The sequence below is a fragment of the Gemmatimonadota bacterium genome, from assembly GCA_041390125.1.
Classification (GTDB): domain Bacteria; phylum Gemmatimonadota; class Gemmatimonadetes; order Longimicrobiales; family Gaopeijiaceae; genus JAGQIF01.
Window position 1 is genome coordinate 26,994 of record JAWKQN010000007.1, and the last position, 16,169, is coordinate 43,162.

Annotated in this window: 10 protein-coding genes; 5 read left to right on the forward strand and 5 right to left on the reverse strand. The window is 71.1% G+C overall.

Going from position 1 to position 16,169, the window contains the following annotated elements:
- Positions 1–30: 30 nt before the first annotated feature.
- Both R3E98_08140 and R3E98_08145 read right to left on the reverse strand, forming a co-directional pair.
- Positions 31–687 carry a DoxX family protein gene (locus tag R3E98_08140; GenBank protein ID MEZ4423362.1) on the reverse strand — a complete coding sequence of 219 codons (657 nt, stop codon included), beginning with the start codon at positions 685–687 and terminating at the stop codon, positions 31–33.
- 156 nt (positions 688–843) lie between these two features.
- A complete protein-coding gene (locus R3E98_08145) occupies positions 844–2,145 on the reverse strand; it encodes a LuxR C-terminal-related transcriptional regulator (protein ID MEZ4423363.1) in 1,302 nt (433 codons plus the stop codon).
- A 133-nt stretch (positions 2,146–2,278) separates the two neighbouring features.
- Here R3E98_08145 and R3E98_08150 point away from each other — a divergent pair, with 133 nt between their 5' ends.
- Positions 2,279–3,658: a hypothetical protein gene (locus tag R3E98_08150; GenBank protein ID MEZ4423364.1), complete on the forward strand. Its 1,380-nt coding sequence runs from the start codon at positions 2,279–2,281 to the stop codon at positions 3,656–3,658.
- Positions 3,659–3,728: 70 nt separating this feature from the next.
- Here the strand turns inward: R3E98_08150 and R3E98_08155 are convergent, their stop codons facing one another.
- The gene (locus R3E98_08155) at positions 3,729–6,470 is read right to left on the reverse strand and encodes a M14 family metallopeptidase (GenBank protein MEZ4423365.1); all 2,742 of its coding nucleotides are present in this window, start codon (positions 6,468–6,470) and stop codon (positions 3,729–3,731) included.
- A gap of 231 nt (positions 6,471–6,701) precedes the next feature.
- Between R3E98_08155 and R3E98_08160 the strand changes: the two genes are divergently transcribed.
- The 3 genes from R3E98_08160 (at position 6,702) to R3E98_08170 (ending at position 12,333) form a co-directional block, all read left to right on the forward strand.
- Complete coding sequence (locus R3E98_08160) at positions 6,702–9,650, forward strand: TonB-dependent receptor (GenBank protein ID MEZ4423366.1); 2,949 nt, start codon at positions 6,702–6,704, stop codon at positions 9,648–9,650.
- Positions 9,651–9,665: 15 nt separating this feature from the next.
- Positions 9,666–11,144, forward strand: a complete 1,479-nt coding sequence (locus R3E98_08165) for a hypothetical protein (GenBank protein MEZ4423367.1) — start codon at positions 9,666–9,668, stop codon at positions 11,142–11,144.
- Between the two features lie 229 nt (positions 11,145–11,373).
- Positions 11,374–12,333: a hypothetical protein gene (locus tag R3E98_08170; GenBank protein MEZ4423368.1), complete on the forward strand. Its 960-nt coding sequence runs from the start codon at positions 11,374–11,376 to the stop codon at positions 12,331–12,333.
- A 103-nt stretch (positions 12,334–12,436) separates the two neighbouring features.
- Here R3E98_08170 and R3E98_08175 read toward each other — a convergent pair whose 3' ends face one another.
- Together R3E98_08175 and R3E98_08180 are read right to left on the reverse strand one after the other, a co-directional pair.
- A complete protein-coding gene (locus R3E98_08175; protein MEZ4423369.1) occupies positions 12,437–13,579 on the reverse strand; it encodes a hypothetical protein in 1,143 nt (380 codons plus the stop codon).
- Positions 13,580–13,716: 137 nt separating this feature from the next.
- Entirely contained in the window at positions 13,717–14,652 is a 936-nt protein-coding gene (locus tag R3E98_08180; GenBank protein MEZ4423370.1) for a serine hydrolase, read from the reverse strand.
- Between the two features lie 335 nt (positions 14,653–14,987).
- Between R3E98_08180 and R3E98_08185 the strand changes: the two genes are divergently transcribed.
- Positions 14,988–16,103: an FAD-dependent monooxygenase gene (locus tag R3E98_08185; GenBank protein ID MEZ4423371.1), complete on the forward strand. Its 1,116-nt coding sequence runs from the start codon at positions 14,988–14,990 to the stop codon at positions 16,101–16,103.
- Positions 16,104–16,169 lie beyond the last annotated feature (66 nt).

Consider the following 16,169-nt stretch of genomic DNA (forward strand, 5'->3'; position numbering starts at 1 on the left):
CAGGCCGTCAGGGTTGGCCGACCGGGCCCTTCAGCGGCTCGCGCGGACCGCGCCGGGCGACCGCGCCGCCTGCATCCAGCCCGCCAGCACGAGCAGCGCGGCCACGCCGCCGGTGGCCAGCGCGGGGAGCGTGACCGCCCGTGGCATCAACCCCCGCACCGCGCTCATCACCACCACCCCCGCCAGGCCCCCCAGCACGTAGCCGGCCATCTCGAGCCGGGTCGGCCGCCAGCGCACCACCGCCGGGCGGCGGGCTGGCCGGAAGAACAGCGGCTTCAACCGGTCCCAGTCCCAGCACAGCAGGAAGAGGCCGGCCACCAGCATCGGAGCCGTGATGAACGGCGTGCCGGTGAAGCCCACGGCCACGGTGATGACGAAGATGTTGAGGATGATGGGGAAGAAGATCACCGCCCCCAGCGTGGACGTGGCCGGGATCAGGATCAACACCGCCGCGGTCAACTGCGCCCACCCGATGAACTGCCACCAGGCCCCGGTGCGGTGCAGCGCGTCGAAGAAGTACCCGACGGACGTGTCCAGACCCAGGGTGGTGAAGGGCCGGCCCATGATCTTCACCAGCGAGGTGGGGATGAAGCCGAGCGCGAGCAGGATGCGCGTCACCACCGCGAGGCGCTGGAAGACGGGGTGGGCCCGGGCCCGAGCGTGCAGGCGGTCGAGGCGGTCCTCCATGTCGTGTCGTCCTTTGGCGAGCGGGAGCGGTGCAGTGGGAAGGATGCCGCGGTGCCCCCTACGACGGGGGCGGCTGGGCAGGTTCGCGAACGGAGTCCCCCGGAGGGCGCCGACGCCGCCCGACCCTGGCCGCCCACGGCGTCTTCCGCAATCGGATCAGAGCCATCCCCGCGCCCGCGCCACGGCCACCGCCCGGGTGCGTGACGTCACGCCCAACCTGCCGAACACCGCGCGCAGGTGCGTCTTGACCGTGCTCAACGAGACGTCGAGCGCGCGGGCGATGGCCTTGTTGGAGTCGCCCGCTGCCGCTCGCCGCAGCACCTCGAGCTGCCGCGCGCTGAGCGGGGCATCGGAGTCGGCGGGTGACGCCGCCGACCGCACGCGCTGCGCCCAGCCCGCGGTGGCGGGACGGGTCGCGGCGCGCTCCAGCAGACGGGACCGCAGCGCAGGATCGCCGTCCAGGTGCACGCGGACGAAGCCGCCCTCCTCTCCCGCCGCGAGCGCCTCCGTCCAGAGCCGGTCCGCCGCGCCCGATCGTCCGAGCGCCTCCTCCGCCACGGCGCGCGCACCCAGGGCACGCGTCCGGTACCAGCGCCGTGTGTGTCCCGCGGCGCGCTCCAGCTGACAGGCCGTCCGCGCGAGCGCCTCCCATCGGCCGCTCGCCTCCAACACGGCGACCGCCTGTTCGATCTCGTGGAGGCGGGCCGTCAGCTCCGGCGTGGCCATCGCCTCCAGCTCCGCGGCGCGGTAGTCGTAGGTGCGCAGCCACTCGTCCACTCCCTGCAGGGCGCCGGTGCCCAGCGCGAGCTGCACGCGCGTCGCCGCGAGCCATTCGCGATTGCGCAACGTCATGGGCTCCGCCACGATGGCCTCCAGCTCCTGGAGCCAGCGCTGTGCGTTCTCGCGCTCGCCCCGCACGGCATGCAGTCGGGCTCGCATGCGGGCCACGCCGCTGCGCACGCCCGGGGCGTCGGGGCCTGCCGTGGTCCAGGCCCGGGTCAGGGCGTCCTCGGCTTCGTCCAGCCGATTCCACTCGTACAGCACATAGCCGCGGAACTGCCACGCGAGGGCGCTCGCGCGCGCTGCGTCGGTCCCCGTGGCACGCGCCAGATCGAGCGCAGCGTCGCAGCGGTCGAGCGCAGCATGGAAGTCCCCCGCCAGGAGCGACACGCTGCCGAGCAGCGCGCGCGCCGGGACGGCCAGATCCGGCCGCTCCAGCCGATCGGAGACCTCCGCGAGCACGATGCAGGCGTCGGCCTGGACGTCGGGACGGCCGCTGAAGCGGAAGGCCGCCTGCAGCAGGCTCCCGAGCCGGAAGCGTCGCTCCGCGTCCTCGGGCGGCACGAGCTCGCGGGCGCGCTGCGTCTCCGCGATCAGCGCATCCACACGTCCTTCGCGCAGCGCCCGGGCCGCGGCCTCCATGTGCGCCGTGGCCGCGTCCAGGCGCTCGTCCGTCATCGTCACCCGCATCCTCCCCGTGGGTCGTCCTTCTGACCGATACCACTACGCCACGCCCCGGGCGAGGCTTCACGCTCGACGGGCGCGGACCGCTGGAGGGGAGGAGAGGATGCGGAGGGCGTGGAAGGCGGGGATGGTCATGATAGGGCTCCTGACGCCGGCGGCGGCCGCGGCCCAGGTGGAGCCGGCGGCGCGGGCCGTGGTGGAGCGGGCGGTGGAGGCCATGGGCGGCGAAGCGGCGCTGCGTGGGGTCGAGCGCGTGCGGCTGGACATGATGACCCAGTGGCAGCGCACCCGGTACGACGGGCGTCCCGCCGGCGACCGGCCCTCGTTCGAGCCCCACACGGACGTGCGCGACTACACGATCCCCGCGTGGCGCAACACGCGGGAGTTCGGTCCCCGGCGCATCGTGAACGTGGTCCGGGACAGCGTCGCGATCACCGACCTCGGGAACGGGTTCCAGACCCAGAGCGTCGCCTATGTGGACGAGCGCGACGAACTCTTCGTCTACACACCCGACCGGCTGATGCTGAGGGCGTTGGACGCGCCCAGCCTGACCCTCGGCGCCGACACGACCCTCGCGGGCGAGCGCTACCGGCAGGTGCGCGCCCGCCTGGACGGCCGCCTCGCGGTCACGATCGCGTTCCACGCCGGAACCGGCCTGCCCGCCGTGCTACGATTCCGCCAGGGACATCCCAACGACTTCGGGCTGGTCCCGTTCGGAGCCATGGAGGTCGAGGTCGCCTACGCCGGCTGGCAGTCCAGCGGGGGGATCCACATCCCGACCCAGTGGGACATCGCGCGGGCCGGCAGCCCCTACAAGCGCATGACCGTCCAGCGGGTCGTTTTCAACCCGGACTTCCCAGCCGACTCGTTCGCGGTGTCGGATTCGCTGCGCCACGCGTTCGTCGCCACCCGGGCGCCCATGCACGACCGTCCGGTGGATTCGGTCACCGTCGCCACCGACGGGCTGGTGCAGGTGCACGGGTTCGGTTTTCCGGCCGGCGCGTTGCGCGTCGGGGAGGCGTGGCTGCTCCTCGAGGCCGGGCACGCGCCACTCTCGCTCGAGCGGGGTCGCGAAGCGCTGGCGCGGTCGGGCGTGCCTGCCCCGACCGGCGCGCTGGTCGTCGGGGCGCGCCCGGGCAACGGTGGGGTGGTCAGCCTCGTCCGGGAGGGCATCCCGGTCTGGACGTCCCGCGCGGCGGCGCCCTTCCTCGACGTCATGCTCGCCAACGAAGGGGTGCCCGCCCGCAACGTCACCGTGGTCGCCGAAGGCACCTGGGTGGAGCTGGGTGGGGCGCGGGTCCGGCTGGAGCCCGTGGACCTGCCCGACGTGCACGGCTCCCTGCTGCTGTGGTCGCCCACGCTGCGCTGGCTGTGGGCGCCGGACGCGATCACGCCGCTGGACCTGTCCTTCGTGCGGGCCGCGGCCGCCGCCCACGGCTGGGACGTCCGCGCGGTCGGGACGCCCCGGGGGCTGTGGGTGGAGGAGGAGGGGGGCGAGGGCCGGTGAGCTGGCCGTCGGCCCGTGGGACCCGCCGCGCGTGGCGGGCCCCACCGGCGACAGCCCTTGGTCCGATCCGCTAGCGGCGGCTCCGCCCCTCGTCGGGCGTGGCCGTATCCTCCAGCACCTCCGGCGGCGTCCAGAACGCGCTGTTGTCCGGGGTCGCGCCCGCCACGGCCTGCGTGTAGAGCGCCGCGTTGAACAGGATGCGGAAGTTGCCGAAGGGCTGTCCCCGCCACTGGGGCTTCATCCCCAGCAGGATGACGCGGCCTTCGCCGTGCTTCACGTCCACGCCGGCGGCGTAGCCGTTGAGGTGCTCCTCGCCCAGCAGATACCCGGACATGAGCGGGGAGCCGTTCTCCGGGTACTTGGCGAACACCGCGCCTTCGAACCCTTCGTCCGTCGTGAAGACCGGGCTCCGGCCCACGACCACGGCGGCGGGGTTGGGCATGCCGGACATCAGCGGGTGGGCGGGATCGACCTCCATCTCCACGATGGAGCCGCTCATGAAGAAGTCCGTGGATTCCACGTCCGCCACTACGTTGCGGACGGGTAGATGGAGCTGGTCGATGGCCCACAGCGCGCTGTTGTTGAGCGTCACCAGCGTGCCGCCGGCGCGCACGAAGGCGTCCACGGCGCGCACGCCCTCCGGGCCCAGGCCCCCGGCGTAGCGGGCGGGCACCGAGCCTGGGGCGAAGCCCTCCATGATGGAGCGACCGGACATGTCCACGACGACCAGCACGTCGTACCGGTCCCGCAGCTGTCCCGCCAGCACGTCCGCGTTGTAGACGTTCTGGAAGTCGAAGTCGAAGCGCTCCAGCACCCAGCGGGTCCAGCCCTCGTCCATGCTGGCGTCCCAGGGCCGGTAGAGACCGATCCGAGGCTTCTGCACGGTGGGGCCGCTGGCATTGGCGCGCGTGGTCTGCACGTGCAGGTCGCGCGCGGCCGTCTCCGCGGCGCCGAAGCCGCTCACGAGGAAATGCCCGGACGTGCCCGGCGAGCCGTCCTCCGCGGGCGTGCCTGCCTGGAAGCGCACCTGAGCGCCCGCCGCCCAGGCCCGGTTGAGCAGGCGGAAGGCGTTGTTCTGGCGGGCGTCGATCACCACGGCGTTGCCGCCGCCGCTGATGCGTCCGGGCGGGGGCACGATGGCGGTGGCCACCGGATCGGAGTCGAAGCCCACTCCGATGGGCGAGTCGAACGCCGAGGCGTCCTCCACGTCGGCGTCCCAGGCGGTGGCCTCCCCGCGCACGGGCTCCAGGGCGTCCCGCACGGAACCCTCCAGCGGCGCGGCCGCCTCCACGACCCGCACCCCCATCTGGTAGGGAAGCGTCCAGCCCGAGACGTCGTAGGGCTGATCCGGGGGCCCCTCGGGGTACTCGCGCAGGTCCGGATACTCCTGCACGTCGAAGAGCTGCCGTACGTAGTTGGCGAACGGCTGGTCCATGGGGATCACCCAGGTGCCGGCGGCGTGCGCCACGCCCTCGACCGTCACGGCCTGGGTCAGCCGATGCACCTCGATCCCGTTGAAGGCGAGGCGTCGCAGCATCTCGACGGCCGCCACCGGATCCGCCTGCTCCGGTGAGATGAAGTAGGCGTAGGGCGGCGCGGCCGTGTACTGCTCGATCACGTCGCGGCCGGCCTGATAGCGGTTGTAGAGCAGGTCCGTCTTGTACTTGGCCGCGATGTCCAGCACCGAGATGGACGCCGTCAGCATGTAGTCCACGGCGTCGCGCAGATGCCACCAGCCTCCCGCCCAGGGGCTGGAGTACAGCGACTGGGGCCGCAGATCACGCGTGCGGGCGGGAAAGTCCTCGATCGTGTAGAAGTGGGGCGTGGCGTAGCGGTAGAGCGCGGTCTCGGTGAGGAGCGAGACCACGTTGTGGAAGTTGTTGGCGTGGTCCATGAAGCCGGGATACCAGTTGTCGAACCCGGTGCCCATGTGGGTGGCACCCTTCTGTCCCCGTTCCTCGAGGGCGGCTGCCATGCTCATCCCGATGAGGTTCACCGTCCGCCACATGAGCGGATGCACGTACGGACTGACCGGCTCGGCGAACGGCGGGATCCAGATCCGGGTGGGGAAGGGGGACGACTGGTGGTGGTTGTACAGGATCTGGGGCTCGTACTCGCGCGCCACCCGTGTCGCCATCCGGGACTCGATCTGATTGATCATGTAGCCGTCCCGGTTGTTGTCGTGCCCGATGTACTTCTGGTACAGGAACGGCGTAGGCGCGACCTCGTACGGCGTCCCCAGGTTGGAGCGGTACCACTCCGCCACGAGGGTCTGCCCGTCCGGGTTGATGGACGGCCAGAGCATGAGGATGACGTTGTCCAGGATGGCCTGGATCTCCGGATCCCCGTCGCCGGTCACCAGGTCGTAGGCGAGCTGGATGGTATGCTGGGCGTGCGCGACCTCGGTCGCGTGCAGCCCGCCGTCGATCCACACGATGGCCTTGCCGTCGCGGGCCAGCTGCCGGGCCTCCTCCTCTCCCAACCCCTCCGGATGGGCCAGGCGGCGCGCCGTCTCCAGGTGGCGGTCGAGGGCCTGCAGGTTGGCCGCGGAGGAGATCAGCGCGATGTAGACCGGGCGTCCGAAGGAGGACTCGCCGACCTGCCGCAGCTGGAGCCGGTCCGTGGCGCCGTCCAGGCGCTGGAAGTAGGCCAGCGACTCCTCGAAGGTGGCCAGGTGGAAGTCGGCGCCCACCCGGTGACCGAGGACGGATTCGGGGGTCGGGATCTGGGCCGCGAGCGGCGGGGCAGCGAGGAGCGCGGCGAGCAGCGCAAGCGGGGCCGGACGGGCTAGCGGCCTGCGGGACTGGAACATGGGCCTCTCGGGCGGAACGGACGGGCCGGCGATCGGGTGCCGGGAAACCGGCCGAATATGGACCGCCGGGCTTCGAGGCGGAAGCCGAGTCCCGCCGCCATATCCACCGCCGGATGGCGTAATGGTTCCGGGGCGGGGAATCGACTACTTTCCCGACCTGGCGTGGCTCGCGGGCCCGGGTTTCCCGCCGAGGTGCGCCGACTCGTGCCTCTGAGCAGAGGAGACAACGTCATGACCCAACTTCGTCCGACATTCGGCCGGGCCGTGACCCTGGCAGCGCTTTCGCTGGCGCTCGCCGTCGGGTCGCTCTCGGCGCAGGCCACCGGCACCATCGCCGGCCAGGTCACGGACAGCCAATCCGGCCGTCCGCTGTCCGAGGCCCAGGTCTCGATTCCCGGAACGGGCATCGGGACGCTCAGCAACTCGAGCGGGCGCTACATCCTGCTCAACGTCCCCGCCGGTCCGGTGACCGTGCGTGTGGAACTGATCGGCTTCGGCACCACCACCCAGCAGGTCAACGTCGGTGCGGGGCAGTCCGTCTCGCTGGATTTCCAGCTGGGTCAGACCGCCATCTCCCTGGACGAGCTCGTCGTCACCGGGGTGGGGCAGGCCACCGAGCGCCGTGCGCTCGGGACCACCGTGGACGTCCTGAGCGCCCAGGCCATCGAGACGGCTCCCGTGGGCAGCGTGCAGCAGCTGCTCCAGGGCCGCGTGGCCGGCGCCACCGTCAACACCACCTCCGCCCAGCCCGGCACGGGCGCGCTGATCCGCTTCCGTGGCGTAACCAGCGTGTTCGGCGCGCAGACGCCCGTCATCTACGTGGACGGCGTGCGGGTGGACAACTCGCAATCGACCGCCGCCGGGACGGGCGGTGAGCAGTCCTCGGCTCTGGCCGACCTGCTCACCTCCGACATCGAGCGCATCGAGGTCACCAAGGGCGGAGCGGCCTCCACGCTGTACGGCTCGAACGCCGCAACCGGCGTGATCCAGATCTTCACCAAGAAGGGCACCCCGGGCGCGCCGCGCTTCACCGCCCGCGTGGAGCAAGGCATCGACACGCCCGACCTCAAGTACATCTTCGACACGGGGGCCATCTTCCCCGACGAGGTCGCCGGGGGATCGTCGGGCACGTTGCTCGCGGACAACTTCTTCCAGAACGGCCACACCCAGGGCTACTACGTGGGTGTGAACGGCGGATCGTCCGACATCACCTACAACATCTCGGGCCGGATCGACCAGGCGGACGGGATCCAGGTGAAGAACAACAGCGTGCTGTACAACCTGCGCGCCGGCGTGCAGGCGAACGTGTCCGAGAAGCTGCGCGTGGAGTTCTCGGGTTCGTACACCCGCAGTGACTTCGACCGGCTCTTCAACGGCACGGCCATCGCCGACCCGCTGACAACCTTCGAGGTGGGGGATGCGCTGTTCTTCTCGGGGGCCGAGAGCCTGGAGGAGGCGCTCAACATCTTCCTCCGCCCCAGCATCACGGAGGAGGTCAATCGCTTCATCTTCAGCGCCGGGGCCTACTACACGCTGAACGACCATTTCACGTCGCGGCTGACGCTGGGCATCGACGACCGCAACAATCAGCAGCGCATCCTGGAGCCCATCGGCTTCACACCGGGCGAGGTCACCGGCGAGCTGGACCGCTTCCAGCGTGAGTTCACCTCCGTGTCCGTGGATGCGGCGGGGACGTTCTCCTATCCGCTGGACGGAAACGTGACCTCCTCGTTCACGGTCGGCGTTCAGGGGTTCCGGGACGACGTCAGCACGATCTTCGCTACGGGAACCACCTTCGCGCTGCCGGGCACCAACGACTTCGGCGCGGCGGCCGACATCATCGCGAGCGAAGGCAACAGCGAGCTGTTCACGGGTGGCGTCTACTTCGACGAGCAGCTCAGCCTGTTCAGCAAGCTGTACCTGGGCGCCGGGCTGCGCCTGGACGCGGGCTCCAGCTTCGGGGACCAGGTGGACTACGAGACCTATCCCAAAGCCACGGCGTCCTACGTGGTTTCGGAGGAGGAGTTCTTCCAGGACGCGCTGGGAGGCATCTTCTCCGAGATGAAGGTCCGGGCGGCCTACGGGCAGACGGGCAAGTTCCCCCCGCCGTTCCTGCGCGATCGCAGCTTCGCGTCCACCCCGTTCCGGGGTGAGAGCGCACCGCGCTTCGACAACCCGGGCAACGCGGACCTGCGTCCCGAGAAGACGTCGACCTTCGAGGCCGGCTTCGACGCGGCGCTCTTCAACAACCGTGTGGGCCTGGGCTTCACGTGGTATGACGCCACGACCACGGACGCGCTCTTCGCGGTCCCCGAGCAGCCCGTGACGGGCCTGGGCACGCAGACGCGCAACCTGGGGGAGATCAACAACCGGGGCATCGAGGTCACCCTGGACCTCAACCTGATCAACACGCAGAGCGTGTCGTGGTCGGTGGGCGCCACCTACAACCAGGTGGAGAACAAGGTCGTGGACATGGGTGGCGCCGCCGCCTTCTTCCCGGACGACCAGAAGCACGTGTGCGGACCGCCGCTGGATTGCGACCCGAACACGCCCGGCCTCGAGGTGCTGCCGGTGGGCGCCTGGTTCGTGACCACACCCATCGACACCAACGGGGATGGTCTCAACGATGGCTCCGAGCGGCGGTACACCGGCGGTCAGGCCTTCCCGGACAAGAACGGTAGCTTCAACACCCAGCTCACGCTGGGCAGCAACCTGACCCTGTCGGCGTTGGCGGACTGGGCCGGCGGCCACCAGGTCTTCGACTGGGGCTCGGTCTGGGCCACGTTCAACAACATCTATCGCGCCAACCTGGAGCAGTGCCCCGCGGGCAAGGATCCCTGCGATCGCGGCTTCCCGCTCCGCTACAACCTGGCGGGCGTGGAGCAGGGCGAATACAGCCAGAGCGCGGCGCGCTCCGCGTTCCTCTACGACGGGGACTGGTTCAAGCTGCGCGAGATCTCGGCGCGCTACGCCCTGCCGGAGAACCTGGCGGCCGGGCTGGGCACCAGCCGCGCCACTCTCTATGGCGCGGTCCGCAATGTGTGGATCTGGTCCCGCAACGGCCTGATCGACCCGGAGCTCTCCGGTGTGAACGGCGCCGGCCTGGAGCTGGGATCCGAAAGCTCGATCACGATCTCGGCGCCGCGGTCGTTCAAGTTCGGCGTCGAAGTGGTCTTCTAGGAGAGGCGAGCCAACATGACAACCAAGAGCATGGCGAGACGGACCGCCTCCGGAACCGCGTGGTTGCTGACCCTGGCGCTGGGCGTCGGGGCCTGCGACTTCCTCGATCCGACCAAGGTGGACAACCCCACCACCACGGACGAGGATCTGGCGGAAGCGGAGCGGCCCACCGAGGCGCTGCTCCCCGGCCTGCGCGCGCAGTTCGCGCGGGCCGTGGGCGCCACCGTGAGCACCACGGAGAACGCCTCCGACAACTACTCGATCCACGGCACGGGCATCCTCAAGCAGTTGGACGACCCGTACCAGACGGACCCCACCATCGTCGATGCCACCGGCACCGGGAGCGCCAGCGCCATCTACTGGCACAACCAGGAGCTGCGTGCGCTCGGCGACTTCGTGATCGACGTGATCGCGGCCGACGACCCCACGGCCACGGCCGATCAGATCGCGGAGGCACGCTATTACCGCGGGATGGGGCTCCTGCACCTGGCCGAGAACTTCTCGGCCTTCCCGTTGGAGAAGGACGGCACACCGTTGCCGGCCAGCGAGGCCCTGTCGCGGGCCATCGCCGACCTGAGCGCCGCCACCAGCGGGCCGCTCGGGACGGCGGCCAAGGCGGCGCTGGCGCGGGCGTACCGCTGGCAGGGGGATGCCACCCAGGCCATCAATCAGGCAGTCGAGGTGCTGGCCGCCGACCCGGCGTTCCTGTTCCAGCAGGAGTACGACTCGCAGTCGATCGAGAACAACCCGTTCGCGTATCTGTTCCTGCGGGCGCTCCAGGAGATGCAGCCGCTGCCGCGACTGGACTTCCTGGATCCGAAGTACACCAGCCGTGAGGCAGGCATCGCCGTGGCCAAGGCCGAGGAGATGCACCTCATCATGGCCGAGGCCCGCTTCGCGCAGGGGGACTTCGCGCAGGGGAAGACCCACCTGGGCAACGCCATCCGGCTCGCGCACCAGCGCGGAGCCACCGACTTCGTGGACAACGATCAGCGGCTCAATGCCGACCTGAGCATCCGTCCACGCAACGAGGAGATCCGGGTGGCGGCCGAGCCGGGAGCGCCCTTCCGGGCGGGCCTGGTGCTGGACCGGCCGGACGAGAGCATCCCGGTGCCCACGGTGTCGGGGACGTCACTGGACGCCGACTCCATCGAGGCCATTCCGGTCTCGGAGACGGAGAACCTGTGGCATGCGCTCTGGTTGGCGCGCCAGGAGATCCTCTTCCTGGAGGGCCGCCGCATGGCGGACCTGGGCCTCAGGTTGCCGATGATGCTCCGGGAGATCGATGCCAACCCGAACATCTCCGACGGGGACGCCGGGACGCGCATGACCATCCCGGCGTACATGACGCAGGCCGTGGCCGAGGTGATGGATACCTTCACGCCGTCGTCGCCGTACGACGCGTCGGAGAACCTCACCACGACCGAGGTCACGATGGACATCGACCTCAACCGGTTGCTGGCCCAGCGGAATTCGAGCCCGTTCAGCAACTAGAGGCGACACGCTCCGGACCTTCGGGTCCGGGATTCCGCAACCGGACGGCCGGCGGGGGTGACCCCGCCGGCCGTTTCGCGTGCGAGGGCAACGTCCTGGTCGGCGTCGATGCGCTTCCGGAGGCCGACCGCCGGGCAACTCCCGAGGCAGGCCCACGGCGGTCGGACGAACCCCGTCCGCAGACCGCCCCACGCCTCAACGGGCACGATCCCTGTAGGGATGGCGGGGGATGAGGGCTCTCGATCGAAACGGAGGGATGGTGCGCACGGACGCGGGGCAGGGTCGCTGGAGGGCGGGGAACCACGAGCAGGCTCCGGAGGCCCGCAAGGCGCCGGGCAACCGGGCGGGTGCGCTGGGCCTCCTGGCGGCGCTTCCCGGCGCCTGGCTGTTGATCCCGGAGGTCCCGGCCCTGCCGTACCCGTGGAGCGGACGCGTGGGCACGGTGTTCCTGTCGTTCGGGATCCTCCTGGCGGCGCTGGGGCTGATCCTGGAGTGGCGAGGCCCCCGGCGCCCCACCGCCCTCGTCCCGGCCATGGTCCTGCTGGACTTCCTCCTGGCCCTGGCGGGCCTCGCCGCCTGGCGTACGGTCTTCGCGTATGATGTCCTGGCGCCGGAGGCGCCCGCCGGTGCGCGGGTCTGGACACCGGATCGCTCGACCGCCAGAGCGGCGGTCCTGCTCGTGAGCGACGATCCGATCGATGCGCCCCTGCTCCCCCGGCTGGCCGCGGCGCTGGCCCGGGAGGGGGTGGCGGCCGCCGTCCTGGTGGACGGCTCGACGCCGCAGGACGGCGACCTGGCCGCCCTGCGGGCCCTGATCCCGGCCGCCGAGCGCGTGGGCGTGGTGGCCTTCGGGGAGGCGGGCGCCGATCCCGCCTGCCTGGACGCGCTGCCGCTCGACTTCGTGGCGCTGATCTCCACCTCGGTGCCGACCCCGCCCGCGCTGGGGGCCGTCGGACCGGACCTGCTCGGCGTCTATGCCTTCGAGGACACGCTGCTCAATCCGCACGCCGAGGCACAGGCCCTCGCGGCCGCGTTCACCGCCTCGGGTCGGGCGCGCGCGCAGGTGCAGGTCTTCCTGGGGTCGGATCACCATCTGCGCAGCGTCACGCGGCGACCGCTGCTGCCGGCTGCCTTCGGCACCACGTTCGTCGCGCGGCTCGCGTCCTGGATGGAGGGGGAGGGCTTCTAGGCTCGGGAGCCGCCCGCCGGGCACCCGAGCGCCTCGCGCGCGGCCCGGATCTCCGGTCGAGCCCGCTTCATGGTCGAGCCCGCCTCCTGGTCGGGTCAGGCCCTCAGCGGGGCGCGGAGCTCTCCAGCGTCAGCGCCGAGCGTGTCACCAGGTCGCGGTAGCCCCGGAAGCCTCCGTCGCGTGCGGCCTCCGCGAATGCGCGGAACGGCTGGAGGAGCTGGACGCTGTAGTAGCCGGGCACGGGGTTCAGCACCGGGTCGTCGATGCCGCCTCCCCCGAAGTAGCTGCGGATGAGCAGCCCATCCTCCGCGAGCGGGAGTGTGGCCATGGTTTCCGCGAAGTCCACGAAGGAGCCGTCGCTCCACAGATAGAACTCCACGTTCGACGTGTAGAACGCCGTGATCTCCAGGCCCAGGCGGCGGACCTCCGCGCCGATCGCGCGCAGCGCCTGGCGCCCGGCGAGGTTTCCCACCACGGGGACGACCCGATTCTCCTCCTGCAGCGCCTTGAGCCACTGGAAGTCCCGCTCCTCCACGAGGTAGCTGGCGGGCGCTCCGTCCAGGTCGCGCTCCAGAAGCAGGTCGCGGTGGGTGGGATAGAAGAAGCGCGGGCGCCGGCCATAGGAGCGGAAACGCAGATCCAATCCGCTCGTGATGAACTCGCGCTGGAAGCGGTCCAGCGTAGCGAGGCTCTCTCCGTCGAGGGGGACGCCGAAGGAGCGGACCTGCTCGGCGACGCGTGCCCGCACTGCGGCACCGTCCTGCGGCCCCGCGGGATGCTCATCGATCCACGCGATCAGCTCCGGCAGGGGTCGCTCGTCCCAGGCGGCCAGGTCGTCCGGGAGCGGGCGCGCGTACAACAGCGCCAGATACTCCAGGCGATTGCGCGCCATCCCGAACAGGGCCTTGAAGAGCAGGTGCTGGATCAGGTTGTCCCGGCGGATGTCGACGAGGAAGGCGATCTCGGGCCGGAGCGCGGCCATGTAGGAGAAGTTCTGGTCGGGCCCCACGCCCAGGTACGCGCCGCCCCGGAGCCCCGACCGCTCCAGCGCGCCCATGGGGTGCAGATAGCTGGATTCGTTGGAGATCAGGTTGTCCGTGTCGAAGTAGCCGCCGGGCTCCGACAGACGCGCTACCAGCGCACCGAAGGTGGTGTCGGGAAGGGGAGCGGTGGACGCGCGCAGCGGGGCGGCGGTGCCGCCGTGCGACGGCTCCGGACTGCACGCCGCGCCAGAGGCGACCAGCATGAGCAGGAGGACAACGCGCCGGCCGCGGTCCGATCCGCACGAACGGAGGACACGGGCGTCGGCGCACGGGTCCGCGGAACGACGCGGAGGAGACCCGCCGGCGCGCTGTCCGGCTACGGCGGCGGGACGCGTGGGATCTACCCGTGCGGCGGAAACGGTTTGGCCGTCCATGGATCGTCCGGCTCGAAGGTCGACCAGAGGAGCCGGGACACATCCCGGAGCAGCACGAACCCCTCGTTGTCCCACTCCCAGCTCGTGTCCTCCTGGTCCTTGGTGATGACACAGAAGACGTAGTCCCCGTGGGGGGCGTTGACGAGCACGACCTCGGAGCGGGACCGATCGACCGCCCCCTGCTTGGAGGCGGTCTGCACCCAGGGTGGTATCTCGGACAGCGCTTCGTCGTTCCAGTAGATGCGCGTCAGCATCCGGTACATCTCTTCATCGGCTCGGGGGCTCACGGCGCGGCCTTCGCGGATCCGCACCAGCAGCTCGGCCATCTCACGCGGCGTGGTCTGCCCCCAGCCGTAGCGCTCCCAATCGGCGCGCCGGCCCTCCGTGCGCGAGTTCACCCGCGTGCCGCGAAAGCCCTGACCGTCCAACCAGGCGTTGATCGCCGTGCCGGTGCCCACCAGCGACTGCAGCCAGAGGCTGGCCGTGTTGTCGGACGTGGTGATCATCAGCATGGCCACCTTGGAGAGGTGGATCTCCTCCCCGTCCGCGAACGACCCCAGGATGTCCTCGCCCTCATAGAGGAGCGAGTCCCGGTAGACCAGGGTCTGCTCGAAGTCCAGCTCGCCTCGTTCGATCCGGTCGAACAGCGTGACGAGGATGGGCACCTTCACCATGCTGGCCGTGGGGAACAGCGAGTCCGGTTGGATCCAGGCGCTGCGACCGTCCCCGAGATGTCGCACGTAGATGCCCACGTCCCCGCGGAAGTCCGCGACCAGCGAGTCCAATCGCGCCTGGAGCGCCGCATCGTGCCGCTCCTCCCGAACCGGGGCCTCCGCCGGAACGGATGCGGGGGGATCGGCACAGGCGGCGACCAGAAGGGAGAATCCCGCGAGGACCGACACGGTGCGCGCCAGCGGGCGGAGGCAAGGATGCGAAGTGCGCATGGGACGGGGGGTGTGAGAGAACCGGACAGGATGCCGGCCGGCTGCGGTCGGCGGCGAGCGGCCAACATGCGTGCATCGGGTGGGAGCGGCCAGCGCGCGGGCGCCGTGGCCCGGGGGCGCGGCGCCCGACACGGGGCGCCGCCGCGCTGCGCGCCCCGATGACCCCGCCCCCGTCGATGGTCTGCCCCTGCCCCCCACCAAGAGACGATCGCCGCCCCCCGATCCGGGAGATGTGGGTGCGAGGCGGGGCGACGATCGTTGGAGGCGTCCGGACGATCCACACGGGAGGACCCATGGGCGAGCGACGGCGTCACGCGGTGGTGGTGGGTGCGGGCTTCGGGGGGCTGGTGGCCGCGGCGGCGCTGCACCGGCACTTCGAGCGCGTGACCGTGCTGGAGCGCGATGCGCTGCCGGAGCGTGTCCACCACCGCAAGGGCGTTCCCCAGGACCGGCACGGCCACGGGCTGCTCACGAGCGGCGTGCGCGCGTTGGAACGCCTGTACCCTGGCCTCACCGCCGAGCTGCAGGCTGCCGGGGCGATCCCCGGAGACGTGGTCGGACACGTCCGCTGGCATCGGCACGGCGCCTACCTGCATCGGGCGCCCGCGGGACTCGAGGGGCTGCTCCTCGGTCGGCCGTTGCTGGAGGCGACCCTGAGGGAGCGCACCCGCGCGCTGCCCGGCGTGCTCGTGCGCAGCCGGGTGGTGGTGGAAGGGCTTGTGCGCACGCACGCGCAGGGCCGGATCACGGGAGTCCGCGTACGGGAGGTCGACGGGGTCGCCCCCACGGAGCTCGAGGCCGATCTGGTCGTCGACGCCGGAGGCCGAGGCTCGCGCCTCCCGCGCTGGGTGGCCGAGCTGGCGATCGATCCGCCGTCCGAGGAGCGCCTGGACGTCGGCGTGGGCTACGCGTCGCGCGTGTACCGGCGTCGGCCGGAGGACCTGGAGGGCGACCACGGCGTGGTGCTGGCGGCATCGTCCGGGGGCCGCCGCGCGGGTTTCCTGCTGGCACTGGAGGATGCGCGCTGGATCGTCTCCCTGGTGGGCGTCGGCGGCGATCACCCACCCGTGGATGAACGGGGGTTCCTGGACTTCGCGGGGAGTCTGGTGCGGCCCGACATCTACTCCGTCATCCGCCGCGCCGAGCCCCTCTCCGACGTCGCGCAGTACCGCATCCCCGCCAACGTGCGGCGCCGCTGGGAGCGGATGAAGGATCTGCCGCGCGGCGTGCTCGTGATCGGGGACGCGCTGTGTGCCTTCAATCCGCTGTACGGGCAGGGCATGAGCGTGGCGGCCCTGGAGGCGGAGATCCTGGACGCCGCGCTGACCCGGGGGGGGGCGCTACGAGCGTCGCTATCTACGCCGGACTGCGGCGCTCGTGGGCGGCGTCTGGGGGCTGGTGGCCGGTGAGGACGCGCGCTTCCGCGCCGCGCCGTACGAGGGGACGCGCAGCGGCCGTCTGCGTGAGTGGTGGCT

Coding starts and splice junctions, on each gene's coding strand:
- R3E98_08175 (MEZ4423369.1), bottom strand. CDS start 13,579: ATGCTGGTCGCCTCTGGCGCGGCGTGCAGTCCGGAGCCGTCGCACGGC.
- R3E98_08155 (MEZ4423365.1), bottom strand. CDS start 6,470: ATGTTCCAGTCCCGCAGGCCGCTAGCCCGTCCGGCCCCGCTTGCGCTG.
- R3E98_08145 (MEZ4423363.1), bottom strand. CDS start 2,145: ATGACGGACGAGCGCCTGGACGCGGCCACGGCGCACATGGAGGCCGCG.
- R3E98_08165 (MEZ4423367.1), top strand. CDS start 9,666: ATGACAACCAAGAGCATGGCGAGACGGACCGCCTCCGGAACCGCGTGG.
- R3E98_08140 (MEZ4423362.1), bottom strand. CDS start 687: ATGGAGGACCGCCTCGACCGCCTGCACGCTCGGGCCCGGGCCCACCCC.
- R3E98_08170 (MEZ4423368.1), top strand. CDS start 11,374: ATGAGGGCTCTCGATCGAAACGGAGGGATGGTGCGCACGGACGCGGGG.
- R3E98_08160 (MEZ4423366.1), top strand. CDS start 6,702: ATGACCCAACTTCGTCCGACATTCGGCCGGGCCGTGACCCTGGCAGCG.
- R3E98_08185 (MEZ4423371.1), top strand. CDS start 14,988: ATGGGCGAGCGACGGCGTCACGCGGTGGTGGTGGGTGCGGGCTTCGGG.
- R3E98_08150 (MEZ4423364.1), top strand. CDS start 2,279: ATGGTCATGATAGGGCTCCTGACGCCGGCGGCGGCCGCGGCCCAGGTG.